The sequence below is a fragment of the Cytobacillus firmus genome (assembly GCF_023715565.1).
GTDB lineage: Bacteria > Bacillota > Bacilli > Bacillales > Cytobacillaceae > Cytobacillus > Cytobacillus firmus_C.
On record NZ_JAMBOJ010000017.1, the window covers coordinates 1 to 25,462 of the forward strand.

Sequence of the window (25,462 nt, forward strand, 5' to 3'; positions counted from 1 at the left end):
GGATTTAGCAGAGTATAAATCATTAGATAATTTAGGAGATGTTAGAAAAGAAGTGGATCGAGTGATCGAGGAATATAACCAGCATCGTTATCAATGGGGCTTAAATAAAATGACCCCGGTGCAATACTGGGGCCATTTACTAGCCGCATAGGCGCTTTTTAAACTGTCCGTAAATCGGGGCACAGTTCAAATTTCAGGGACTGGCGCTTTTTTATTTAAAAAAGGCAAGCTCCAGCCTGCCTTTTTTTTACTGACCTTTATATTTCCCGTTATTTTTTGGTGCTTTTTCCTTTTTGGCTTTATCCTTGTGTATTTTATTTGTATCAGCACTTCCAAATTCATGAGAGAATTCTGAATCAATGACAGCAGAATCGAAGCCTTTTTTATTCTTCTGCTGCGGATCATTTTTCTTGTTTCTTTTTGCCACCTGTCTAACCCCCTTTTCACTTTCATTATTAGTTTGAAGTGAAAAAAGAGGGTTTATTCATAAAAAGAGACTTATTAATCTTCCCAATATTTATATAATGCCTGTGTACCGCTGTTTTCTTCTCCCTTTTCAGCGAGCTCAGCATACATTTTCTTTGCTAGGGAGAGCCCTGGTGTCATCATGCCCATTGCTTCTGCTTCATCTAAAGCAATATTCATGTCCTTAATAAAATGTTTAATGTAAAAGCCCGGTTCAAAGTTTCCCTCAATCATTCTGGGTGCCAGATTAGATAAGGACCAGCTGCCCGCTGCACCAGATGATATGCTTTGAAGAACTGTTTTCGGGTCCAAACCTGCTTTTTCTGCATAAACGACTGCTTCACATACCCCGATCATATTTGATGCAATCGCAATTTGATTACACATTTTCGTATGCTGTCCGGATCCTGCTTTTCCTTGATAAACGATATTTGTTCCGAGAAGATTGAGGATCGGTTCTACGGCCAGAAATGCCTCCCTGTCTCCTCCTGCCATAATTGAAAGACGGGCATCTCTTGCACCTACATCTCCTCCGGAAACCGGCGCGTCTAATGCATGTATGCCTAACTTGCCTGCCTCTTCATATATTCTTTTAGCCAATGTTGGAGTCGAAGTGGTCATGTCAATTACATATGTATTGCTTCTGCCATTTGTGATAATGCCTTTTTCCCCGAGATACACTTCCTCAACATCTGCGGGATAACCAACAATGGTAATAATAACATCTGCTTTCTTTGCAACTGCTGAAGGTGTTTCAGCCCACTCTGCGCCATGCTCTATCAGTTCAAAAGCTTTCTCTTTTGTTCTTGTATACACTACTAATGGATAGCCGGCTTTCAACAAGTGTCCCGCCATGCTCTTGCCCATAACCCCTGTTCCTACAAACCCGATAACTGTGTTTTCAGGTGAAATCATGGTACCCTCTCCTTTGAAATTTCTGAATTTTTTATATTAATTCTACCATTACTTTTGTATGAATAAAAATATTAGGATCTCCAAACGACAAAAGACCAGGTAAATACCTGGTCCATCCCCAATTTTATGCGAGTAATTTATAATACCCAAATCAGAATAATATAAAACACTCTTTAAAGCTGAGAGGAAAAGTTGTTTAAGAATGCTCTCGCTACTACTTCATCCTCATTTATTATTTCGACGGAAACTGCATCTTCATTCACAATCATTTTTTCTATATCGAAAACGTGCAGATCCTGTGTAAGAGGAATGGGATTCATAAAAATATAGTTCCCCTTTTCATTATTGACTTCTATATATTCCCCATCAATAATAGTATCCTCCCCATAAATAAACTCATCAGTCCCCAGGGCAGCAGCCAGTTTTTCATTATGTATGGAAACCTTTACTTTGTATAATTCTTCCTCCGAAAGAATTTTATCATTAATTTTAAACCGGAACTGAAGCTCATTGTTTTTAGTCAGCAGGGCCTCAGCATGACTATTGACGATTGAATCCTGTGTACCCTGCATGCAGCCTGACAGTAGCAATGCCAATAGTACGGCGAACATCAGGTTAATGAATCTTTTCTTCATTAAGAATTCCTCCTTTTCATTAACTTTTCCATTACTGACTGCCAATAAACCCCAATTGTATAACTTAATTAGAAATCCTGGAAATAACAGAAATGAGCATAAATGAAAGAAGCCGTTATTAGGCTTCTTCAGTGTAAAACGCGGCTTAAAAATGCACTTTGTTTCTCATATAAGTCGTTCTGCTGTCTTTCTTTAATGCACCTATATCGATCATGAAAGAGAAAGCTGATTATTATGGTAACCATGTTCCATCTCTCCTTTTGTTATTGTAGGTTAATTATAGGAGAGTTTCTGATTTTGGATAACAACCATAAGATGTGATTTCTGTCATCCTTAAGACTGAGAACCATAAAGAAAAAAATAAACCGGCCTTTAAAGGCCGGTTTAAAAAGGGGGGAAAATGAGAATGATCAGCTTAATTAAGTCTGACCTAAGTGCTTACTTCTAATTTACCCGGGTGATTATATTTAAAACTTATAGAATGTTACATTTTGATTACAGTTTAGCAGTGTCTTTTACAGCTTGGACTACTTCTTCAGCTGTATTCATATGAAGAGCTTTTTCAGCCAGGGCTTCCATGTCTTTTTTGTTCAGACGGCTGATTTGAGAACGGGCTTTAAGTATTGAAGTAGCGCTCATCGAGAACTCGTCAAGACCTAATCCCAGCAGCAACGGAATTGCCGTTTCGTCCCCGGCCATTTCACCGCACATGCCAGCCCATTTTCCTTCTTTATGCGCTGCGTCAATTACCATTTTAACTAAACGCAGAATCGCAGGATTATACGGCTGGTAAAGATAAGAAACACGCTCATTCATGCGGTCTGCAGCCATAGTGTACTGGATTAAATCATTTGTTCCTACACTGAAGAAATCGACTTCCTTAGCGAATTGCTCAGCCATAACAGCAGTTGAAGGAATTTCAACCATAATTCCAATTTCAATGTTATCGGCAACTTGTATGCCCTCGCTAACTAGCTTCTGTTTTTCTTCTTCAAGGATTGCTTTACCCTGACGGAATTCATCAAGAGTTGCAATCATAGGGAACATGATTTTCAGGTTTCCATAGGAACTTGCTCTTAATAAAGCCCTCAATTGCGTCCTGAACATATCCTGTTCTTCCAGACATAGGCGAATAGCACGGAAGCCTAGGAATGGGTTCATTTCCTTTGGAAGATTAAGATAAGGAAGCTCCTTATCCCCGCCGATATCCAGTGTACGGACTACAACCGATTTTCCGCTCATTCCTTCGAGTACAGCTTTGTATGATTCAAACTGCTCATCTTCTGTTGGAAGCTGATCTCTTCCCATATATAGAAATTCCGTACGGTAAAGGCCAACGCCTTCTCCGCCATTTTCAACTACACCCTTCAAGTCTTTAGGAGTCCCAATATTGGCAGCCAATTCAACATGATGGCCATCAGCTGTCACTGATTTCTCATTGACAAGCTTGGCCCACTCAGCTTTTTGCTCCTCGAATTTCCGGTGCTCTTCTTTGTATTCAGCGATAGCCTCCGGGGTCGGATTAATATGTACCAAACCTTTTAATCCATCCACGATAACCATGTCGCCATTATTAATTTGCTTTGTAGAATCCTTTGTTCCAACTACTGCTGGAATTTCCATGGAACGGGCCATAATGGCCGAGTGAGATGTTCTTCCGCCAATGTCAGTTGTAAATCCTTTAACGAACTGGCGATTTAGCTGAGCAGTATCGGATGGTGTCAAGTCTTCAGCGATGATGATAACTTCTTCTGCAATCATGCTAGGATTCACTACTTGTACTCCGAGCAAATGTGAAAGTACACGTTTCGTTACGTCACGGATATCCGCTGCACGCTCTTTCATGTATTCATTGTCCATTTGTTCAAACATAGTAATGAACATATCCGCAGTGTCTTTTAAAGCAGATTCAGCATTTACATTTTCTGTTTTGATTTTATCTTCAATTGGCGAGATTAATTCCGGATCACTCAATACTAGAAGATGAGCATCAAAAATAGCTGCTTTATCTGCACCCAGCTCTTTATGGGCATTATCGCGAATAACTTCCAATTCACCTTTAGATTCAGCTAAGGCTGATTGAAAGCGTTCCACTTCCTGTTCAGCATTTTCGACTGTCACTTTATCAAAAGAGAGATCCGGCTCAACCAAACGGTAAGCCTTTGCAATAGCAATACCGCTTGACGCCGCAATACCATTTAAAAAGCTCATTATTCAGCCAATCCTTCTTTTTTCAATGTTTCTTCAAGGCTGTTAAGAGCATCCTGTTCATCACTGCCTTCAGCAAAAATTGTAATATCGGCACCTTGTCCAACACCTAAAGACATAACGCCCATGATTGATTTCAGGTTAACTTTCTTTTCTTTATATTCAAGGTGAATTTCTGAATCAAATTTGCTTGCAGCTTGTACAAGCATTGTAGCTGGACGAGCGTGAATTCCTGTTTCTGCAGTTACTTTAAATTGTTTTTGTACCATAAGGGATCAATCTCCTTCGTATTATTGAATATGAATTAAGATGTGCAAGGCGTTGCCTCACGAACTTAATAACGGGAACTGGATTTTTTTAGCAAAACCAGCAGCAGGATGAAACCGTTATATTCCGTCCTATATGCTGTTTTATTTTTTCCAATGCCGTATTATTCATGTATATAGTTGTCCAAAAAGGCAGAGAAATAGTGCAATCACTTCTTTTCGAAACTCCTCTGCTTGTCGGACACTTCCATAGAATCAGGTAATATTACCGGGCTGTAATTAAGTCTTCGGACAACTTACATCTCAGACAAAAGAATAGCATTTCACATTCATTTAGACAATGAAAAACCCTCAATTTTTAACGTTTGTTCACATTTTTTTCGGTAAAACGCTTACATTTGCCAAGGATTTCTACTTATCATTTGAGTTATATCGTTCCTTTAAATCTATGGCATTTCATGATACTTATCTTGTTTTCTAACCAGTTTGGATGTTTCTTTGTATTGAAGTATGTTGTAGCCTATTCTCATTTTTGAAATGGTCCCCTTTAGAGCGGTTTCATGATCACCTTCCCGATCCGTATAGAGTGTAACAAGATCTGAGACTGATCGGGCCAACATTTCTATTACATATTTCAAGTCATCATGACGATAAGATGTATTGTCTTCCATTAGGTGCTCAAGGATATCCTGAGATAAGCTTTTTACTCTGTATGCTTTTTCTTTATCAAGGTTCATCTGTTTATCCCGCCTTTTTGATTAATTTTTCAATTATATGCGGGCCAGAAAACTGTAATGCCGTAAACTCTGCAATAAAACACTAGCATTTACCTTTTGGGGAAATTTGGGCCATCCTGATTAAAAAAGTTCTCATAAGATAAAAGGCCATTGTTAACTCTTAATTCTCTAATGGTGAATAGCAAATCTGTTGTCATATGCGGCTCTTTTTCCATTTTCCGTATACCCTCTAGCTTATCCCCTTAATCACAAACGTTGCGAAAACAGCCTAAACATAAAAACGCACAGATTTAAAAATCCATGCGTTAAAGTGGCTATTGTACCTTTACGTTTTTCAGTATGTTCCAAACGAAAATTTAAATACCGGCAGCCGTAATAGCGGCTCAAACAGCAGTACCGGGAAGAAAAGTATTATTTTTTGTTACCAGACAGAGGACTTGTTCCCTACCCTAACTTTTTCACCATCATCATAGTTTTTTTACAATAAATGTTAATCATTCTTCGTAAATCATTTTCCTTGTCATGCCTCCATCCACTGTAATATTTTCACCTGTTATAAAGTCATTATCCGCATGGGCTAAAAATAGACAGGTCCTAGCAATATCGTCAGGTTTTCCGACTCTGCCGGAAAAATGCTGTTTATGGTCAACCTCTCTGAGACTTTCATAATCGCCTGTTTCAATCCACCTGGGGCTTATGCAATTGACCCTGATCCCCTTTTCAGCGAGGGTACTGGCCATCGCGTGGGTAATGGCCGCAATACCACCTTTTGAAGCTGAGTATGCTTCTGTCCCGCTTTCTGACATTACCGCTCTTGTTGATGAAAGGTTGATAATACAGGAACCTTGTTTCATCAATTTGGCAGCCTCCCTGCTGCACAGGAATACACTTCGAAGATTCGTATTGATTACTTCCTCCCACATTTCCACACTTAAATCAAAGAACGAATGAAACTTGGATATGCCTGCATTATTTATCAGGATATCAATAGCACCAAATGCCTCAAATGATTTTGTGATTAGTTCCTTTATTTCAGTTTCTTTCTTAACATCTGTTTTAATGAACAGGCTATTCATGCCCGTTTGATTCATATGTTGTTCTAGCTGTTTCCCATTCAATTCATCAATGTCTGCGATAACAATATTGGCCTCTTTCTTTGCGAATGACTGGGCAATACTCTTGCCTATTCCGCTGGCTGCACCCGTAACAATGACTGTTTTTCCTTTAAAATCGTTCATATTTGCACATCCCTTCGAAATTTTCTATTGCTTTTATACCCAGTTTTCTTTGCCTTCTATTCAATTGGCTGTTTTCGCAAAGTTTGTTGCTATTTATATTATATTTACTGAGTTGATTGTAGTGGAAGGTGCGAGATCCTCGAAAATGCATTCGCATTCTCTTCGTGCGGTGTTTACTCAAGGTAGCTTATTCAACGTCCTACGGGAGTAGCGGGACAGGTGAGACCCCACAGACGCGTAGCGTCGAGGAGGCTCACCGCCCGCCCTGTGGTTCGCTGAGCATCCTCTCACTGCAATCAACGGACAACATTGATAAGCGAAAAACAACAATTTATACGAAAAGAGCCATTCAATTACACTGCATAGCAATAGCAAAGACACCTGATATGATCAAGTGTCTTTGCTATTGCTATTTATTTGCAGCTTCATAGCTTTTTTCAGCTTCTGGGTGAATCTAAATAATGATATATAACATGTCCGCCTCTCTGTGCGATTCCGCGAAAATGCTTAAAATCCTCCCTTTTTACGATGACACTGCGAAAATGAAGAAAATCTTCTTTTGACACATGATATTCAGAAATGGTTCCATTTTTTAATTGTTCAAGCACTTCTTGAATTTGTTCATGATTCATTATCCAGAACTCCCTTTTATTACATTCTTTCTTTATCATAAATAAAGTGCTGCCAATTTTGAAGCATCTAATAGTATATTTGCATATCGATATTTTTTCTGAATATTAAATATTTTTAATGTGCAAAAGAATTTTATCTGGTATAATATTACCAACCTTAAGAATGTAATATTTTACCTTGGCAACACCGAATTGCAAAATTCTTTACGCATTTCAAAATATAGTGCAAACTGTTACTACCAGCAAAAGAAATGGACAAAAGGAGAGATGCTTTTTGAAGAAAGCAGAGGTTGGCAATATTATTGAGTTTCGTGACGGACTACAGGGCATTGTAGAAAAAGTAAATGAGAATTCAGTTATTGTAGATTTAACGTACATGGATAACTACCGTGATCTCGAATTAGATCAGAGAACAGTTGTCAATCATAAAAATTATAAGGTTGTCAGAGAATCAGCAGTATAAAAGAACAAAAAATGAAAGCGTATTCTTTCGCCCAAAAAGCAGCTCTTATTGCTGCTTTTTGTTTTTGCTCTTTGTCTGATCCAAACCACCACCCATTTGCGTCTCCACATTATTTACTCTCCAGTTATGGCCTCCTGCTTAGGAGGCCGGAACTTTATCGATGTCTAACGGGTCAGTAAGAGCCCCGCTGATTGAAGCTTCACTTTATTCTTTCTCCCCTGACAGCTCTTTTAAGGATTTCACTTTCCCATGAGGATGTTGATCCTGCTTTCTTACTGTCCATGCACGCTCTTTTTCTCTTTTTGATTTCGTCATTTTACATACCTCCCTTCATATGGGCTTATGATTCGCATTTCTGCACTATTTTATCTTAGCGTTACCAAAGAAATCTTTTCCTTACTTTTTATGTTTGTTTTTTGTTAGAATAGTGTTTGGTTATTTTTTTGTTTGAAAGGAGTTAAATTAATTGAAAAATATTGCTGCAGATGTCCGTTTTGTTGGCGGGCTGGTACTCGCACATCTGCTTATGTATTTTACATTTCAAGATAAATCAATTTTCTGGTATATCTTTTCTGCTTCTTTACTGCTGCTAATCAGTTATTCCATCATAATGGAAGAAGTGGAAGACAAGGCTTCTTTTGGGACTTTCATTACCTATGGAACTCTTTCAGGCTTTCTTCTATACGGACTGTTTTGGATGGGATACAGTTTATTTGATATGCTCAGCCTCCCCTTAGTTAAACAGGTTGAACAATTATACGGCCGGTTTTCACCTTCGTTTATTTGGCACTATATTGTGCTTATATTAATAATAGTTCCTGGAGAAGAGGTGTTTTGGAGAGGGTTCGTTCAAAAAAGATTAATGAAACATACGACTGTTAAGGTAAGCATCATTTTATCTTCTCTCCTCTATACTTCTGTCCATTTTTATTCAGGATACTGGATGCTCGCTTTTGCAGCATTAATCGCAGGTCTCTTCTGGGGATGGCTATATGCCTGGAAAAGAAGCATTCCCTTAGTAATCGTCTCCCATCTGATTTTTGACTTGTTATTATTCGTTCTGCTCCCCTTTAATTAGATGTACTTCTATTAACTGCAGTGATGATCAGACAATTCTTAGCGGATTGTCTTTTTTAAATTTTCGTCGAGTCTTGTCGATGTTTTACATAAATGGTAATGTACAAATAAATAGGAATTTATATGTAACTCTTTATTTTCAAATACGTCTAATTTTGCAAAGGCGCTGACACACAACGGGAGGATGAAACGTGATGAAAACTTTGTCGAAATTTATGTTAATTTTGGGAGTTATTGCTGCTATCCTGGCAGGGTGCGGAACAGCTCAGGGTGATCCTGACAATGGAGCAGGAACTGGGCCAAATGAAGAAGAAACAGGTTCGGAAGGACAGGATGGACAAGAGCAAAATGAAGAGGAAGAATCATCAGAAGATGGCACAGACGGTGAAGGAAATAGTGTAATAAGAATCCTTGAGCAGAATATGACATATTCAGTTGAGGGTGAAGCGAAGGAAGACACAGCCTTCCTGAAGCATAGTGATAATCAAAGTTATTCAATGTATGTTTTGCCGGAGTATGAGTTAACGGCCGAGGAACCAAATAAGGATGTTTTGTACCTCTCGGAAAATGATCAGATATTCATGCGGATTGAACTCCTTCCGAAAGATGCAGATTGGGAAATGATCGAAGAAAACACTAAAGCACAGCTTGAAGCTGTCAGCGAAAACGTACAAACATCCAAAGCTCCTTCAGATGACTTTTACAAAAATGCTTCTGTGATGAAAACCGAAGGAAACGGTGAGAAGGTTTCTGCCTATCTTGTGAAAAATGATGACCTTTCTTTGAAGCTCACCCTTTTCAATAAAGAAGATGCTGACCATGAAGATGCTTTCCTGCAGATGGCGAAAACCATTATGACTGAGAAGCCGCAAGAATAATATGAATCGAAAGAGATCCATGTAAAAAGGATCTCTTTTCATTTTTCATTTTTTTTCCCCTTACTTCCATCATCAAACGGCTTCATCCACAGAAGAATAATAAAAGTTAGACTTACATATCCAAAGACCGGATATAAGTATGATAGCAATGTCCCATAATTGATTAAACTGATAAAGTAACAAACGACAAAGATAAAGCCTACAATAATAATACTTGGTATGGAAAAGTGCTTTCTCACCTGTCTCTCAATACCAAACACATTCCCAATAACAGATGTGAAGATCTCCCCATAAATGACAAACACAAAAATCCAATAGAACGACGGTGCCAATGTCTTTACAATGGCGGCCATCGGGATATCATACACTTCCAGATTAGGCAGCATCATCAGTGTTAAATGGCTGGAAAGAAGAATAAGAGTCAATGCGGCTCCCCCAAGATATCCTCCCCATTTAATTGTCCGTTCATCATTTATTTCAGAAGCCACAGGCACCAGGACTGCCTGCGCCAATGTTAAATTCAGGGCTGTATAAGAAAACGGAGCCACAACCGCTTTCCATCCATCTTCAGCATATGGGATAAACAGAACCTGTTCTTCAAAATTAGGAAGTTTCATGCTTATAAACAATAAGATAAAACTAAATACTATCATCATTGGAACCACAAATGTATTAACAGCAAATAATCCCCGAATGCCCACTATCATTGTAATAATCGTTAACACTATCGTTATGAGCAAACCTGCAGTCTTGCTGATGCCAATCTGTTCCTCAAACACAGCCCCTGCACCTGATAGCATCACTGCGCATACGCCAAGGAGCATAAACAGCATTAGTAAATTAATGGCAGAACCAAAAAATTTTCCAAATAGGTATTCATTTAATTCCTGGTAGGATGCTGCTTTTATCTTTGCAGAGATTCTCATTAACTTTGATCCGAGAAAAATAAAGATATAACCGCTCATCAGTATCCCAATTAAACCGATAAAACCAAATCGGGAAAAAAACTCTACAATCTCCCTGCCAGTGGCAAAGCCCGCGCCTACCACGGTTCCCACATATACGGCAGCGATCTGGAAAGCTGCCCCCCAATTCGTCTTCACTCAATCTCCTCCTTCCTTTCCAATATATGTAGGCTGGTACAAACAAAGACGAGCTTTTTGCTTTTAAAGACAAACTTCAAAAAGGGTAAAAATACCAAAACAAACTACTTGAAAGTCAAATAAGGTCAAATTATACTGAATACATAAGGTCAAATATAGTCAAAGTCAGACCAAATCTATTAATGGAGGTATGCAAAATGCTTTGTCAAAAATGTCAATTAAAAGAAGCAAACGTGAAATTAAGATTAAAAGTTAATGGAAATGAACGAAGCCTTAACCTTTGCCAAAGCTGTTATCAAACTGAAAAGCAAAAAAGCCTTACTTCCTTTGGGCCTGATTTGAGCGGATTTTCAGGATTTGGCCAAATGCCTTTAGAGGATTTCCTTAAAAAGATGTCATCTTCTCAAGGAAATGAAAACTTCCCTCCTCAAAAAGAAGTGCCTGGCCAGAATCAGCGCAACGGCGGATTTATCGATCAATTCGGACGAAATCTTACACAGCTTGCAAAAGCTGGTTTAATTGACCCGGTCATCGGCCGGGACGAAGAAATAAACCGGGTGACAGAAATATTAAATAGAAGAAGTAAAAATAATCCTGTCTTAATAGGAGAACCTGGAGTGGGTAAAACAGCTATTGCCGAAGGGCTGGCGGTTAATATTGCCGAGGGGCGGGCACCAAAGAAACTTCAAAATAAAGAAGTCTATCTGCTTGACGTGGCATCCCTGGTTGCAAATACAGGCATTCGCGGCCAATTCGAAGAACGCATGAAGCAGTTGATCTCAGAGCTTCAAACCCGGAAGAATATTATTCTTTTTATTGATGAAATCCATTTGCTTGTCGGAGCAGGATCAGCTGAAGGATCGATGGATGCCGGCAATGTACTAAAACCTGCTCTTGCACGGGGTGAGCTGCAAGTAGTCGGAGCCACCACATTGAAAGAATACCGCCAGATTGAAAAGGATCCGGCTCTCGAGCGCAGATTCCAGCCCGTACAAGTAAATGAGCCGACTGCTGATGAAGCAGTTGACATCTTAATTGGGCTGAAACAAAAATATGAAGACTATCATGATGTTTCTTTTACAGAAGATGCCATAAGATCGTGTGTGGAGCTGTCTAGCCGCTATATTCAGGATAGGTTCCTTCCTGACAAAGCTATTGATCTAATGGATGAAGCAGGTTCGAAAATGAACCTTCAGTCAGGATATTTACCGGCAGCAGATATTGAAAACCAGCTGAAAGAAATCAGCAGGCAGAAAGAAATTGTCTTAAAAGAAGAGAATTATGAAGAAGCTGCAAAACTTCGTGAAGAGGAACTAAAACTCCAGCAGGCATTAAACGGAGAAAATAAGGCTGAAAGGCCAGTTATTGAAACTAGCCTTATTCAGGAGATTATTGAGAAGAAAACAGGGATTCCTGTAGGCAAATTAGCTGAAAATGAGCAGAAAAAAATGCAAAACCTAGAGAGAAATCTTGCACAAAAAGTAATTGGACAACGGGAAGCCGTTCAAAAAGTGGCAAAAGCTATCCGCAGAAGCCGTGCAGGACTTAAATCCAAGCACCGCCCAATTGGATCTTTCCTATTTGTCGGACCAACAGGTGTCGGGAAGACTGAATTAACCAAAACACTTGCGGAGGAGTTGTTCGGCTCAAAAGACAGTATGATCAGGCTTGATATGAGTGAGTATATGGAAAAGCACAGTGTGTCTAAAATTATCGGCTCTCCTCCTGGATATGTAGGTCATGAAGAAGCAGGGCAGCTGACCGAGAAAGTGCGCAGAAATCCTTACAGCATTATTTTGCTTGATGAGATAGAGAAAGCACATCCAGATGTACAGCACATGTTCCTTCAAATACTGGAAGATGGACGCCTGACAGATAGTCAGGGACGCACTGTCAGCTTTAAGGATACAGTCATTATTATGACAAGCAACGCAGGAGTTGGGCAAAAAGAAGTCCATGTTGGATTTGGTGCAGCAGATGCCGTCAAAGATTCCAATATTCTGGACTCTCTTGGCAGCTTCTTTAAGCCGGAATTTTTGAACCGATTTGATAGCATTATTGAATTTAAAGCACTGGAAAAAGAGCATTTGCTAAAAATTGTTAACTTAATGCTCAATGAGTTGCAGGAAACCTTAAAAGATCAGGAACTTGAATTAACTATTAGCCAAGAGGTTAAGGAAAAATTAGCAGAAGTTGGATACCACCCTACTTTTGGCGCAAGGCCATTAAGAAGAATCATCCAGGATGAGCTGGAAGACAAAATTGCAGATTTCATCATCGATAATGGTGGCAACAGCCATTTACAGGCTGAGCTGGAAAACAACTTAATTGTCATTAAACCAATGCGCTAATAGGATGAAAAAGAGCCGGAGTTATAAAATCTCCGGCTCTGCTTTTTTATAAATCTTTATCATTCACTGAATTTAGCCAATTCTCAATTTCCCCGATAACTGACTCAACACATCCCTCTTCAAAAGGAGAAATCAATCCAGCTTCTGTGACAAGTTCAGTGAAAGGCTTACTCCCGCCAAGCTGGCATAGTTTTAAATAATCCTTCCAAGCCTCTTCCTGATTCTCCCTGAATCTTTTCCAAAACTGGAATGCACAGATTTGGGCCAATGTATAATCAATATAATAAAATGGAGAATTGTAGATATGTCCCTGCCTCTGCCAGAATCCACCGTTATCTAAATACTGATTGCCGTCATAATCTTTGTGCGGCAAGTATTTCTTCTCAATCTCTCTCCAGGCCTGTTTTCTTTCCTGCGGTGTTGCTTCCGGATTTTCATACACCCAATGCTGGAATTCATCAACTGATACGCCATACGGCAGGAAAAGAAGTCCACCGCTCAAGTGTGAAAACTTATATTTCTCCGTATCCTCTTTAAAGAACCCTTCCATCCAGGGCCATGTAAAAAACTCCATGCTCATTGAATGAATTTCAGCAGCTTCATAGGTTGGCCAGTTATATTCAGGTATTTCAAAATGACTGCTTGAAAAGACCTGAAATGCATGTCCAGCTTCATGGGTAAGAACATCAATATCTCCTGAAGTTCCATTAAAATTAGAGAAAATGAATGGGGATTTATAGTTTTCAATGTAAGTGCAATAGCCGCCCCCTGCTTTTCCCTTTTTGGCTACCAGGTCCATAAGATTATTTTCTCTCATGTATGAGAAAAATTCGCTCGTTTCACCGGATAACTCATTATACATTTTTTGACCGTTTTCAATAATCCAATCAGGATCTCCTTTTGGTACGGCATTACCCGTTTTAAATTCAAATCCCTCATCATAAAATTTGAGCTTATCGACGCCAATGCGCTCTCTTTGCCTTTCCTTTAGCCTTGTAGCGATTGGAACGATGAACTCCTTCACCTGCTTACGGAAATTTTTGACCATTTCCGCGTTATAATCTGTCCGGTACATGCGGAAGTACGCCAGTTCAACGAAATTTTTGTATCCAAGCTTTTGGGCGATTTCTGTTCTAACCCTGACAAGCTCATCATAAATACGGTCCAGTTCATTTTCATTTTCAGCCATGAATCCAAAGCGGGCCTCACTTGCTTTTTTGCGCATTTCACGATCTGTGGATTCGGTAAATGGCTCCAATTGGGCTAGTGTACGTTCTTCACCTTCAAACTCAATCTTGGCAGAAGCAATTAATTTCGTATACTCTGAAGAAAGCTTATTTTCTTTTTGCAAAAGCGGAACGATCTGCGGCGAGAACACCTTCAATTGTGCCTCTGCAAGTGCAAACAGCTGATTCCCCCAGCGCTCTTCAAGCTCTGCTCTGAACTTGGAATTCACTAAAGCCTGATAATACTTTGTGATAAACCCTTCTATTTCAGGCTGTATCTCATCCATATAATCCTGCTCTGCTTTGTAAAATTCATCATTCGTATCAACTGAATGCCGGATATAGCAAAGGTTGAACATGGTACCGACATCATTGCGAATATCATTAATTTCTTTCATAGCCTGATTCTGCTGTTCTGCAGAAGCTGCATCTTCGAACTTCTCAAGCGCCGCTTCAAATTGCCCCTTTATTTTCTCAAGATTCGGACGAACATATGTATAGTCTTCAAATCTCATATTATTGCCCCCTCGTGTATATGTATATCGATTTTTAAACAAACCACTAAACTATTTCGACAATATTTGGATAATTCCTTCCCTAAACATATCTTATTCTGTCACAAAAAAAACAGCCAATATGGCTGTTTAGATTAATCCTCCCCATTTTTGTCATGGGAAATTGATAGTCCAAGCTTCTTTAATAGCCCAATGGCTGCGGCTTTTTCTTCTGAATTCAGCTCGTTCATAAGCGAATGTATATGTCTTTCATGATCAGGAAAAATATTTTCAATAAATGCTTTTCCCTCATCTGTAATCTGCGCAAAGGTAACTCTTCTGTCCGTCGGACATGCGACCCTTTTTAATAGCCCTTTCTGCTCAAGCTTGTCCACTACATATGTGATGCTTCCGCTGGCTAATAGTATTTTCCCGCCGATCTGCTGCAGAGGCTGGTCACCTTTATGATAAAGAAGCTCTAAAACTGCAAATTCAGTTGGATTTACTCCGTACGTTTGTATTCGTTTATTTACATTTTCATTTATAGCCCTGTATGCCCTGGACAGGACGATAAATAATTTCAACGATTGGTCAATTTGTTCAGACCCCATTTTATCCAATCCCTTTTCCTTTTATTGAGTAGCGTTTACATATTTAATTCTCAATCATTATAGAAAACCGTAAGAAAGCTGTCAATTTAGCGAATCAGGATTATTTGCCGGCTGAAACCTCCCAATTGCAATTCAATGTTGGGATTACCTTTTCCTTTTCAGAAAAATAGTCTGCAATCAATTCAGTCATATCGGTTAATATTTCCTTCTCCACGGGTTTGTCCTTGAACATATAATAACCTCCGCCTCCTGCAGCCCGGTAATTGTTCATTACTACATGGTACTCCCCATCCTCCCTGATAGGATGTCCTTTATAAAGAAGCTCTGTGATCCGGCTGCCCTTTTGGACGGAAACATCTATTTTATATTCAATTCCTTCCCACATATCGTAATTATAATGCTGTGGCTTCGGATATGAAAATTCAGGATTCACTATAATATCCCCATCACTGTTCAATTCAAAATAAGATGCTGACCGCTCTAAGGCATCCTTAATGTCCTTTCCTGAAACCTTTAGGACACATAGCGAATTCGGGTATATATAATTAGAGACAATATCTCTCATCGATACATTAGATTTAAAACCAGGTGCTCCCTCATGAAACAGCGCAGTACAGGATATATCAGCACCAGACGCTTCCATTTGAACTTTATTGATGAATTCAACCAGCGGATGCTCCTTAAGGCGCGCTCTGAAAATATCATCAATCACCATGTCTCCCTCAATTTCACCTATCACTGTATCAAGCCAATTCTGGGTTTTACATTCATAATATCCGGCAAGCTGAAGGATCTCATGATCAGGCAGAATTCCATTTGGATAAATCAAGGCAGAGTTTTTTTCATCAATCAGCCAATCATTATGTTTTTTTCTGAATTTTACTGTAACCTTGCCAAGCGCCTGCCCATTAAATCCCGGCTGGATAATAGATACTCCATTCACTTGCTCCCCTTCAATAAAACGGTGCTGATGTCCGGTAATCAGCACATCAATACCAGGGACATCGGTACATATTCTGTAGGCTTCATTTTCACCTGTTTGTTCTTCCGTCAGTTCACCTGTTTTTAGATCCTTTTCAAAGCCCCCATGATAGGAGACGATAATTAAGTCAGGCTTTTCTTCCTCCTGGATATAGGAAACCCATCTTTTCAAGCTGACCACCGCAGATTCGAATGAAAGCTGCTCAATATGCTGACTTTTCTCCCAATTTGGAATAAACTGGGTCGTCACTCCGATTACCGCAGTTTTCAATCCATTTGCAAAAGTTTTTATTTTATAAGGAAGCCCGAAATAAGTTTCTTTTGTTGAACTGAATAAGATATTAGCTGAAAGCCAGGGGAAATTGGACTCACTGACCGCTCTTGCAAGGATATTCTTTCCATAGTTAAATTCATGATTTCCGATAACAGCGGCATCATATTCAAGTTTATTTAAAATCTGTATCATGGGATTTTTTTGATTTTTTAGGTACCTGGAATAATAATAAGTTAAAGGAGTTCCCTGGATTAAATCACCATTATCAATAAGAATTGATATATCAGATTTTTCCTTTTCTCTCTTTATTAACGCTGCAAGCTTGCCTAGACCATGCTCGGCGCTTTCATCCGTTCCATAAAAGTATGGATATACATGTCCGTGGACATCACTTGTAGTTAAAATGGTGAGCAAAGCTTCCGATTTCATCAAACCCCTCCTTACATATAAAATAACATTCCTTTTATAGAATTAAACCTCTTTTAACACATAATGGTATAATATTGTTAATGTCAGTAAGCAAAGGACAAATTAACCTAATTAATCTGGAGTTATCCGCATGAATAATCGAAAAAGAAATTTCCTGCTTTATTTGTTCGCAGTCATTATACCTACTTTAGCCGGCAGCATCTTTTTGTTTATGGATTCTGTTAACGAAAATGACTTGGAAAGAATCCAAGATGCAAAATGGATTGGCTCGATACACCAAAGAAGCTGGGACCAGTTTATTTCTGAGACCGTGACCACACTTGAGATGCTTTCGCTGACTGCTGGAAGTGCTGACACACCTTCTGAAAAGCTTGAGCAACTGCTCCAAAAAGCCAATCAAATGGATCCACGTTATGGAGGGATTTACCTTCTTGATCCTAGCGGATTGGTTCTTACAGGATCAAATCAACTTTTAGCAAACTCAGATTTATCTGCGAAGAAATATTTTAAAGAGGTATTGGTAACGAAAGATATTGTTATTTCCAATACTCCAGAAACACTTACAAATGGACAAACAGTCGTTGGGATAGGAAAGCCGGTATTGAATGAAGATGGAGATATAATCTCTATTATTGTGGCACATATGAGAGTGGATTACGTACAAAATATTATGAGGCTCCTCACTCCGGATGCCAGACTTTCAGTTCTTAATTCTAAAAGGAAAACAATTATGGATATCAATATGAATGGGGACTCTTCATTTTCCAGTCAAAATAGCATTACCATTCCGATTGACAGGCTGCCTTGGAGTGTAAAGGTGGAATTTCCGCCAAGAGACATGCTGAAAATTATTATGGATGCTTTCCGGGAAATCCTGGTATTAACGATAATAATCCATATTCTGTTTCTCTTCATAAAATATTTAAGGCTTAAAAAAAAAGCTACAAAGGAAAAAAAGGAAAATGAATTGCAAAAACTTGAATTGGTAGGTTCTCTTGCTGCCAGCACAGCCCATGAAATCAGGAATCCTTTAACAGGAATAAAAGGCCTTATACAGCTATTGAGTGAAAAATATACAAATACACATGACCGGTATTATTTTTCTGTCATAAATGATGAGATAAACAGAATTAATGAGATTGTCAGTGAATTTTTAATTCTGGGTAAACCCACTGCTCAAAAAATGGATGCTATGGATTTGAGAAGTGTTATAAAGGAATTAGAACCTTTAATACTCTCTGAAGCTAACTTACACAATGTCACATTTGAATCTATTATTTCAGATGAACCCGTAATAGTCGATTGCACGAAAGATCAGATGAAACAGGTGATCCTGAATTTAACGAAAAACGCTTTTGAATCAATGCAGGATGGCGGAAAACTAACGATAAAGCTAAATAAGATACAATCCAGATGTCAGCTTAAAATCACGGATACTGGCTCCGGCATTCCAGAAGACAATATCGAAAAAATATTTCATCCATTTTATACTTCAAAAGAAATGGGTACAGGTCTTGGGCTTGTGGTCTGCAGACGGATTGTGCATTCTTTTGGCGGTGAAATATTTATTACAAGTGAAGAAAAAAAGGGTACTCATGTGGACGTTTTTCTTCCTATCAAAAACCGTTAATAAGAAGGGAAGGTGCATAAAATCAGGCACCTTCCCTTTTAGCTTAAATATATTGGAGAGTTTTCCTCAATTCGATCCTTTATCGACTTCATCATTACTAATAGCTGAGGATTCCTGTCCTCAGGTGCGATTTTTTTATGGAGAACGGAATACAGTGTGATATCCCTCAGCCTCAGGAATAAAGGCAGCTGTCTTTCCAGGTCACAGGGAATTTCATTCTCTTGCTGATATCCATTCAAAAATGATTCCAGAAATATCTTTCCAAAAATTTTCACTTCTGCAGGATCCGCCTCTTTAAACTTATATAAAATTGAATAATACAGAGGTATGGCTATATCAGACGCAAACCAATGATAACAGCAGTCATCAAAATCAAACACTTCTATATCTTTTCCGTCATAAAAGAAGTTTCCGGAATGAATATCTGTATGAATAAGACCATAGTTGTTGGTTATATCCTTTGGCAATGCATGAAGCAGATTCATTAAATCCTTCGTATTCTTAACAATTAATTGATCTTCTTTGGGTATATATTTTTCAACGGTCAACAATTCTTCTTCATCCCATTGCATTCGCTGTATAATGCCAGGGGAAGGAAAATATGATTTTGTGGCTGAATGCATTTTCCCCACCGCTCTTCCCCATGCATGATATAACTCATTGTTGAATTCCGGTGCAAGAACACTGATTGGTTTTCCCTGTGCTTTTGAAAACAGGCTTGCATAAAAGACAGAGCCGTCACCGGCTTCCAAGGCTTCAACCATATTCCCATTTTTTGAAGTGATTACCTTTGGAACTTTCACACCATCTGATCTTAAATAACTCATCCAATCAACTTCAGATAAAATCTCCTCCAGCTTTCGATGTGTCGAATGGGTAATTCTCAAAATTAACTCTTCCCCGTCTTTCGATGCTTGAAAGACATAGTTTTCAAAGTCACCCAGCTTTTTATAATTAACAGTATTCAAAGAAAAGATATTTAAGAAATGATGGAAGATGTTGTCCGTCATTAAAGCATCAACTGCTTTTTCCATTAGCTCCCCTGCTCTCATGTTTATTCTAAATAATGTAAATTATATAATATTTATAAGATTTTCAAAATATCTATTTTGATAGACTCGTGAATAAGGTACAATATATTTATTTTCAAGAAACGTTCAGAAAGAAGGAGACTTACAATATGAGTGCTACAGCTGCTACAATCGTGCCAAACTCTGATCCGCAGCAGAAAACAGCCTATCGGATATTATTCATCATCGGCCTTTGCCACCTATTGAATGATTCCATCCAATCCGTTATCCCCGCTATGTTTCCAATTTTGGAAAAGTCTATGGGGCTTACCTACTCACAGCTTGGAATGATTGCTTTTTCCTTAAATATGGTTTCTTCCATCATGCAGCCTGTCATTGGGATGACCACTGATAAAAAACCGTTCCCTTTTGCCTTGCCAATCGGCCTCACCTCAACTTTATTTGGTGTATTAGGCCTGGCTTTTGCTCCAGATTATAAATGGATCATTCTTTCAGTTCTATTCATTGGTTTGGGTTCGGCTGTGTTCCATCCTGAAGGTTCAAGGGTAGCATATATGGCAGCAGGCCAGCGCAGGGGCCTTGCACAATCGATTTATCAAGTTGGCGGTAACACCGGACAGGCACTTGCTCCCATCATTACAGCCCTCATTCTTGTTCCACTTGGCCAAATAGGGGCTGCCTGGTTTTCCGTAGTTGCGGCAATTGCAGTTGGACTGCTGATTTATATCGCATTCTGGTATACAGGACGCCTTCAGCAGGAACTGACCGCCACTAAACCGAGGAAAGGTTCAAGTACTCGCCAAAATAAAAGAATTTCCAGGAAGGTGTGGGGAGCCCTCCTCCTGGTTCTTTTTTTGATTTTTGCCCGTTCATGGTTTATCTCAGGGATGACAAATTTCTATGCTTTTTATGCTATTGAGAAATATTCTTTCTCTATAAGTCAGGCACAGCTCTTCTTATTTGCATTTTTAGTATCAGGTGCGCTGGGTACGTTTTTTGGCGGGCCGCTCGCAGATCGTTTTGGAAAGAAACAGATTATTTTTCTATCAATGATCCTCACTGTTCCCCTTTCCCTCATGATTCCTTTCGTGCCTTCAGCTATTGCATTTATCATGCTTGTGGCGGGTGGATTTATACTTATGTCAAGCTTTTCTGTGACTGTTGTATACGCACAGGAACTCGTTCCCGGGAAAATCGGCACTATGGCTGGACTTACAGTAGGGCTCGCATTTGGCATGGGGGCAATAGGATCCGTTGCTTTGGGCTATCTGGCCGACACTATTGGACTGGCCAATATGATAATATTTACAGGGTTTCTTCCCGTTTTGGGATTGCTGACTTTATTGCTTCCCCCGGATGAAAGGGTTTCTGAATGGAATAACTAAGAAAGTATAAGCGCCTTGTCCACCTAAGGAAAGCAAACTAAAGACGCCACGTCCTCTTAAAAGCTGTTGCTTTCGATAGTGCGATGTTTATGCCGTCAAGCCTTCCTTGTCCTGTAGGCCTCAAGTACAAGGCGAGCCTCCCGGAAAGGCGTTCTTTGCCTTTTTGTGGGAGCGTTGTCCGAAAGGTGGAGGCGACTGCTCAGGGACGACAAGCTTAAGAAGAGCCTTTTAAGAAGGTTTTCTTTCTTCTGGAAGGGCTTGACTAGTCTTTCGGCCCTAGGAGCCGCAACTAAACAGGCTTGTGACCTCGAGGGAGTAGACGCTGAAGCTAGACATAAAAAAGAGGAGGTGCTCCCTCCTCTTTAAAATTGCTGAATTTTAAAATATAGCTCTTCTTTCTCGTCTTCAGTAAGAAGATTTTCTGCCATAGGAAATAGGACGTTTTCTTCTTTAGAAAAGTGCTGTGTCAGAGTATAGTATGCCTTTTTAATCAGTCCGGAGTGTTCGGCCATTTCTGTTTCAGTTAAGTGCTCTGCTCTTTCCGCAGCTCTTAAGAAGGCTTTAATACAGCTTTTAGCCTGGTCATGCTCATACTCCATAACAGCGATAGGGCCTGCCCCTTTACCCAGGTATTGTTCCATCATCCGGAAAAGCACACCTTCCTCCCTTTCTGAATGCGGATCAAGCTTACTGCAGAAATTCTGTACATGTTCAGTCAACTCTTTAAAAAGAGCTCTGTCCGAAGATTCCTCCATTTTAATAGTGATCTGAAGAAGCTCTTCAAGCATTGCCAAAAGAGGGGGGGCTCCTCTTTCAGCTGTTTCAGTCCTTTGCTAAGATTGATTGGACCATTTCCCATCATGGAGCTCATACAGCCTTCCATCCTTAACCCCTCCTATCTAATATAGATTCAGTATAAGAAATGGCAGGATTATTTGTTGTGATGCCCGTCACTTTATGTGTTCCTGAAAATTTTCTAAAAATTTAAATAATTATATGCAATCTTCTCATTTTTTGCCATATAATAAAGGTAAGTTATCTTTATATCGGCGTAGTAAAACCCTGTAAATTGTTAGGAGGGATTAATATGCAACTGCCAACTTTTTATGAATTTTATCAAAAATGCCTTATTCCGGCTAATTCAGAAGAGACATTCTCTTCCACAGGTCAAACCCACTGGCTGATCGCTCTGGAAGGACAGCTTAAAGAACAGGAAAAAGAGTTTTATTGCTGGAAAGTAACCATTTATCCATCAGATTCGGAAGGTAGCTTTTCATGGAATGAAGTACTATATTCTTCATCTCTTCATGAATGCATCCACAAAGCATTTGAACATGCCAGAGAAATTGAAGCCAATATCAAAGATTCACAATTCAGTTTTTTAAATAGAACAGAAAAAATCAGCTAGCCCCAAAAATTATTTCTCCTTCGCTCCATCTTTTTTTACCCTCGCATGTGAAATAACATACATATAGGTAAAATCTACTCCTAACGAAATCCATTAATAAAACATTCGTAATGCAATAAAAAAAGAGCCTAGACAATCTAAGCTCTCCAGATTATAGGGGGTCAACTATAATAGTTCGACCACATTCAGTTTAACAAACTCCGTCTGAAAAATTAAGTTACTAAAGCACTATTACTTAAATGCATTAACGCGTTATATTAGAAAACCCTTATAGAATTCATAGTTTATATATACCTTGTTAATAGATTCTTAATATTTTAAATTTATAATATACATTTGCCGAAAGATAAAACCCTTTTCATTCCCCCTTTTCAAAACCGGCCCATTTAATGGCCGGTTTTTGTATGATCCTGACGGGTGATTTATGCAAGTCTGAATACTATTCCATGACCTCCTTTCGGATATTCCCATTTAATATTCTGATACGGGCATCCTATCCTGCAGCTGCCGCACTCATGACATCCTTCGTAACCGACCTGCATTCTTAAACCTTCCCACTTGTAGACCTCTGCCGGGCAGAAAATGGTGCATATTTTATCGGGACACTTTGTCATACAGATATCATGATCCAATACGGTAAGATGTGATTTTGTATCTGCCTTAAAACGAACTAGATATTGCTTTTCTTCTATCGTTTTGGTTGACATTATTTCACCGCCTTCCATGCCCTGTACATATCTTGAAGCAAACGAAATGTCCCGCGTTCACTGGTGAAGCTCTTCATAATTTCTTTTTGCTTATCTTTCTTCGGAGTTCCATCAACTGTAAAGAATTTGTTCGCTGCCCTGTTCAGCATCGGAACATATTCCTTGAAATACTGCGGGTATTGCTCAAACGTGTGAGCTGCATCTTTATATTTTTCCAGGTCCTTAATAATAAAGCTTTGATAGAGCTTTTCCCTGTACTGATTCAAGCTCGTTTCGCTAAAATCACCCCGTTCCTTGGCAGCAATTATTGTTTCTGCAGCCATCGTTCCGGATGCCATGGCCATATTGGAACCTTCGCGGTGAATGGCATTAACAAGCTGTGCCGCATCACCTGCAAGAAGGACACCATTACCGGCCACTTTCGGCACCGAATGATACCCTCCTTCAGGAATCAAATGAGCCAGATATTCAGCGGATTCTCCCCCTTCTATTAAAGGTCTTACCATAGGATGTGTTTTTAAATAATCCAGCAGGTCATAAGGTTTAAGCTTTGCCTTGATCATGCTTGAGAGTGTTGTTCCTACACCAATATTGATACTATCTTTATTGGTGTATATGAAAGCTGTACCGAGATTGCCTTTCGTTGAGTCCCCGAAAATTTCAATCGTACATCCCTGGTTGTCTTCCAGGTTGAAGCGGTCATTAATTTTGTCTTTAGAAAGATTAATGACTTCCATTACTGTCAGCGCTACTTCATCAGGGCGGAATTCTTTATGGTAGCCAAGCTGTTTTGCCAGCAATGAATTCACACCATCTGCTAAAACCACTACATCAGCATATATATCTCCATCCGGTCGGTCTGTTCTTACACCAACTACTTTTCCATTTTCAGTCAGACACTCAAGCACCACCGTCTCATTTATTAATAGAACGCCCTGCTCAACCCCTTTCTTTGCAAACCATTGATCAAATGGCGCCCGCAGCACTGTAAAATTATTATATGGTTCCTTCCCCCACTCAAGACCTTTATAGCCAAAACTCACTGCCGATTCTTTATCCATCATCCAAAATCGCTGCTCTATGACTGGCCGCTCAAGCGGTGCCTCTTTCCAAAACTCCGGAATGATTTCCTCCATTTGCTTACGGTATAACACACCGCCCATTACATTTTTGCTGCCCGGATATTCTCCTCTTTCAATTTGCAGGACTTTCAGGCCGTTTTTAGCGCAGGTATAAGCACAGGAAGTTCCTGCAGGACCAGCACCGACCACAATGACATCAAATTTTTCAGACATAGCTCATTTCACCCCCTCTTTCCCTTGCTTCCTTGAATTCTTTAATCAGCTTCGGAACAATTTCAAGTGCATCACCCACGATACCGTATGTTGCTACATCGAATATAGGGGCTTGTGGATCCTTGTTAATCGCAATAATAAACTCTGAATTTTTCATGCCTACAACATGCTGAATCGCCCCTGAAATCCCAATAGCAAAATAGATCTTTGGTGTAATGGTTTCTCCTGTCTGCCCCACCTGCTGTTCATGGGGCAGCCATCCAGCCTCCACCACATCCCTTGTACCCCCTACAGTCGCTCCAATGGTGTCAGCCAGTTCGTGGATCATCTGGAAGTTTTGAATATCACCCATTCCTTTTCCGCCTGCAACGACAACATGGGCTTCAGCTAAATTCACTTTTTTTGTGACATCCTTCACAATTTTAATCACCTTCGTGCGCATGTCATCTTCTTTTAAGGTAATCGCTTCTTCTATAACCTCACCATGTCTATCAGGATCCGGATCCATTGCCTTCATAACCTTAGGACGGACAGTAGCCATTTGCGGACGGTGTTTCTTGCAAAGGATGGTTGCCATAATATTTCCTCCAAATGCCGGGCGGCTTGCTTCAAGCAGCCTCTTTTCCACTTCGACATCCAGCATGGTAGTATCAGCAGTCAATCCAGTGCTGAGGTCTGTGGCAACTGCACTGGCTAAATCTTTGCCATTGGACGTGGCCCCATAGAGAAATATTTCAGGTTTATATTTTTCTGCAAGTTGGATAACCGCCTTCATATAAGATTCAGTCCGGTAATCCTTCATTACTTCATGGTCGATTACATAAACCTGATCTGCACCATATGAGATGATCTCCCGGGTTAAAGACTTTATTTCATACCCAAGGAGCACACCGGAAAGAGGCACCTCCAGTTTGTCTGCAAGCTTCCTGCCTGCGCCGAGCAATTCAAGGGAAACCCCTTCAATTTTCCCTTCATTTTGTTCTATGAATACCCATACTCCCCGGTACTCATCCATCATGTAAA

General features: G+C 39.6%; 26 protein-coding genes. 8 read left to right on the plus strand and 18 right to left on the minus strand.

The window, feature by feature from the left end:
- Positions 1 to 151 (plus strand): IS3 family transposase (locus M3205_RS25905; protein WP_396105442.1); only part of this gene is annotated, 151 nt, incomplete at its 5' end.
- Between the two features lie 96 nt (positions 152 to 247).
- Here M3205_RS25905 and M3205_RS08660 read toward each other — a convergent pair.
- From M3205_RS08660 to M3205_RS08695, 8 genes are all read right to left on the minus strand, one after another.
- Positions 248 to 427 (minus strand): hypothetical protein, encoded by a 180-nt coding sequence (locus tag M3205_RS08660; protein WP_061793969.1) that lies wholly within the window; start codon positions 425 to 427, stop codon positions 248 to 250.
- A gap of 74 nt (positions 428 to 501) precedes the next feature.
- Positions 502 to 1,380: an NAD(P)-dependent oxidoreductase gene (locus M3205_RS08665; protein ID WP_251169523.1), complete on the minus strand. Its 879-nt coding sequence runs from the start codon at positions 1,378 to 1,380 to the stop codon at positions 502 to 504.
- Between the two features lie 173 nt (positions 1,381 to 1,553).
- Positions 1,554 to 2,015, minus strand: coding sequence for a hypothetical protein (locus tag M3205_RS08670; protein ID WP_251169524.1), 462 nt, complete (start codon positions 2,013 to 2,015; stop codon positions 1,554 to 1,556).
- A gap of 495 nt (positions 2,016 to 2,510) precedes the next feature.
- Positions 2,511 to 4,226, minus strand: coding sequence for a phosphoenolpyruvate--protein phosphotransferase (gene ptsP / locus M3205_RS08675; protein WP_251169525.1), 1,716 nt, complete (start codon positions 4,224 to 4,226; stop codon positions 2,511 to 2,513).
- Positions 4,226 to 4,492, minus strand: coding sequence for a phosphocarrier protein HPr (locus M3205_RS08680; protein ID WP_251169526.1), 267 nt, complete (start codon positions 4,490 to 4,492; stop codon positions 4,226 to 4,228). The genes ptsP and M3205_RS08680 overlap by 1 nt, the downstream gene beginning before the upstream one ends.
- A 443-nt stretch (positions 4,493 to 4,935) precedes the next feature.
- Entirely contained in the window at positions 4,936 to 5,226 is a 291-nt protein-coding gene (locus tag M3205_RS08685) for a hypothetical protein (RefSeq protein WP_251169527.1), read from the minus strand.
- A gap of 494 nt (positions 5,227 to 5,720) precedes the next feature.
- Positions 5,721 to 6,464, minus strand: coding sequence for an SDR family NAD(P)-dependent oxidoreductase (locus tag M3205_RS08690; protein WP_251169528.1), 744 nt, complete (start codon positions 6,462 to 6,464; stop codon positions 5,721 to 5,723).
- Positions 6,465 to 6,901: 437 nt separating this feature from the next.
- Positions 6,902 to 7,096 (minus strand): hypothetical protein, encoded by a 195-nt coding sequence (locus M3205_RS08695; RefSeq protein WP_251169529.1) that lies wholly within the window; start codon positions 7,094 to 7,096, stop codon positions 6,902 to 6,904.
- A 274-nt stretch (positions 7,097 to 7,370) separates the two neighbouring features.
- Here M3205_RS08695 and M3205_RS08700 point away from each other — a divergent pair, with 274 nt between their 5' ends.
- Positions 7,371 to 7,559: a YkvS family protein gene (locus M3205_RS08700; RefSeq protein ID WP_009331029.1), complete on the plus strand. Its 189-nt coding sequence runs from the start codon at positions 7,371 to 7,373 to the stop codon at positions 7,557 to 7,559.
- A gap of 204 nt (positions 7,560 to 7,763) precedes the next feature.
- Here M3205_RS08700 and M3205_RS08705 read toward each other — a convergent pair whose 3' ends face one another.
- Entirely contained in the window at positions 7,764 to 7,874 is a 111-nt protein-coding gene (locus M3205_RS08705; protein ID WP_019381647.1) for a DUF6254 family protein, read from the minus strand.
- A 151-nt stretch (positions 7,875 to 8,025) separates the two neighbouring features.
- Between M3205_RS08705 and M3205_RS08710 the strand changes: the two genes are divergently transcribed.
- Complete coding sequence (locus tag M3205_RS08710; protein ID WP_251169530.1) at positions 8,026 to 8,637, plus strand: CPBP family intramembrane glutamic endopeptidase; 612 nt, start codon at positions 8,026 to 8,028, stop codon at positions 8,635 to 8,637.
- A gap of 193 nt (positions 8,638 to 8,830) precedes the next feature.
- Positions 8,831 to 9,514, plus strand: a complete 684-nt coding sequence (locus M3205_RS08715) for a hypothetical protein (RefSeq protein ID WP_251169592.1) — start codon at positions 8,831 to 8,833, stop codon at positions 9,512 to 9,514.
- A 38-nt stretch (positions 9,515 to 9,552) separates the two neighbouring features.
- Here M3205_RS08715 and M3205_RS08720 read toward each other — a convergent pair whose 3' ends face one another.
- The gene (locus M3205_RS08720) at positions 9,553 to 10,617 is read right to left on the minus strand and encodes a YkvI family membrane protein (RefSeq protein WP_251169531.1); all 1,065 of its coding nucleotides are present in this window, start codon (positions 10,615 to 10,617) and stop codon (positions 9,553 to 9,555) included.
- A gap of 197 nt (positions 10,618 to 10,814) precedes the next feature.
- Between M3205_RS08720 and M3205_RS08725 the strand changes: the two genes are divergently transcribed.
- On the plus strand, positions 10,815 to 12,968 hold the full coding sequence (locus tag M3205_RS08725) for an ATP-dependent Clp protease ATP-binding subunit (RefSeq protein WP_251169532.1): 2,154 nt from the start codon (positions 10,815 to 10,817) through the stop codon (positions 12,966 to 12,968).
- A 46-nt stretch (positions 12,969 to 13,014) separates the two neighbouring features.
- Here the strand turns inward: M3205_RS08725 and M3205_RS08730 are convergent, their stop codons facing one another.
- The 3 genes from M3205_RS08730 to M3205_RS08740 form a co-directional block, all read right to left on the minus strand.
- Positions 13,015 to 14,709 (minus strand): M3 family oligoendopeptidase, encoded by a 1,695-nt coding sequence (locus M3205_RS08730; RefSeq protein WP_251169533.1) that lies wholly within the window; start codon positions 14,707 to 14,709, stop codon positions 13,015 to 13,017.
- A 134-nt stretch (positions 14,710 to 14,843) separates the two neighbouring features.
- Entirely contained in the window at positions 14,844 to 15,299 is a 456-nt protein-coding gene (locus tag M3205_RS08735; protein ID WP_251169534.1) for a MarR family winged helix-turn-helix transcriptional regulator, read from the minus strand.
- A gap of 100 nt (positions 15,300 to 15,399) precedes the next feature.
- Positions 15,400 to 16,983 carry a bifunctional metallophosphatase/5'-nucleotidase gene (locus M3205_RS08740; protein WP_251169535.1) on the minus strand — a complete coding sequence of 528 codons (1,584 nt, stop codon included), beginning with the start codon at positions 16,981 to 16,983 and terminating at the stop codon, positions 15,400 to 15,402.
- 130 nt (positions 16,984 to 17,113) lie between these two features.
- Here M3205_RS08740 and M3205_RS08745 point away from each other — a divergent pair, with 130 nt between their 5' ends.
- Positions 17,114 to 18,613: a PAS domain-containing sensor histidine kinase gene (locus tag M3205_RS08745; RefSeq protein ID WP_251169536.1), complete on the plus strand. Its 1,500-nt coding sequence runs from the start codon at positions 17,114 to 17,116 to the stop codon at positions 18,611 to 18,613.
- Positions 18,614 to 18,651: 38 nt separating this feature from the next.
- Here M3205_RS08745 and M3205_RS08750 read toward each other — a convergent pair whose 3' ends face one another.
- Complete coding sequence (locus M3205_RS08750; protein WP_251169537.1) at positions 18,652 to 19,647, minus strand: phosphotransferase enzyme family protein; 996 nt, start codon at positions 19,645 to 19,647, stop codon at positions 18,652 to 18,654.
- A gap of 146 nt (positions 19,648 to 19,793) precedes the next feature.
- Here M3205_RS08750 and M3205_RS08755 point away from each other — a divergent pair, with 146 nt between their 5' ends.
- Positions 19,794 to 21,029, plus strand: a complete 1,236-nt coding sequence (locus tag M3205_RS08755; RefSeq protein ID WP_251169538.1) for an MFS transporter — start codon at positions 19,794 to 19,796, stop codon at positions 21,027 to 21,029.
- A 362-nt stretch (positions 21,030 to 21,391) separates the two neighbouring features.
- Here the strand turns inward: M3205_RS08755 and M3205_RS08760 are convergent, their stop codons facing one another.
- Entirely contained in the window at positions 21,392 to 21,817 is a 426-nt protein-coding gene (locus M3205_RS08760) for a hemerythrin domain-containing protein (RefSeq protein ID WP_251169593.1), read from the minus strand.
- Between the two features lie 299 nt (positions 21,818 to 22,116).
- Here M3205_RS08760 and M3205_RS08765 point away from each other — a divergent pair, with 299 nt between their 5' ends.
- On the plus strand, positions 22,117 to 22,437 hold the full coding sequence (locus tag M3205_RS08765) for a hypothetical protein (protein WP_251169539.1): 321 nt from the start codon (positions 22,117 to 22,119) through the stop codon (positions 22,435 to 22,437).
- A gap of 422 nt (positions 22,438 to 22,859) precedes the next feature.
- On the opposite strand, the gene M3205_RS08770 is transcribed toward M3205_RS08765, so the two are convergent.
- The 3 genes from M3205_RS08770 to M3205_RS08780 are packed head-to-tail and all read right to left on the minus strand — an operon-like array spanning position 22,860 to position 25,457.
- Complete coding sequence (locus M3205_RS08770) at positions 22,860 to 23,144, minus strand: ferredoxin family protein (protein WP_019381639.1); 285 nt, start codon at positions 23,142 to 23,144, stop codon at positions 22,860 to 22,862.
- Positions 23,144 to 24,439 (minus strand): FAD-dependent oxidoreductase, encoded by a 1,296-nt coding sequence (locus M3205_RS08775; RefSeq protein WP_251169540.1) that lies wholly within the window; start codon positions 24,437 to 24,439, stop codon positions 23,144 to 23,146. The genes M3205_RS08770 and M3205_RS08775 overlap by 1 nt, the downstream gene beginning before the upstream one ends.
- Positions 24,432 to 25,457, minus strand: coding sequence for an electron transfer flavoprotein subunit alpha/FixB family protein (locus M3205_RS08780; protein WP_251169541.1), 1,026 nt, complete (start codon positions 25,455 to 25,457; stop codon positions 24,432 to 24,434). Before M3205_RS08780 ends, M3205_RS08775 begins: the two co-directional genes overlap by 8 nt.
- Between the last annotated feature and the right edge of the window lie 5 nt (positions 25,458 to 25,462).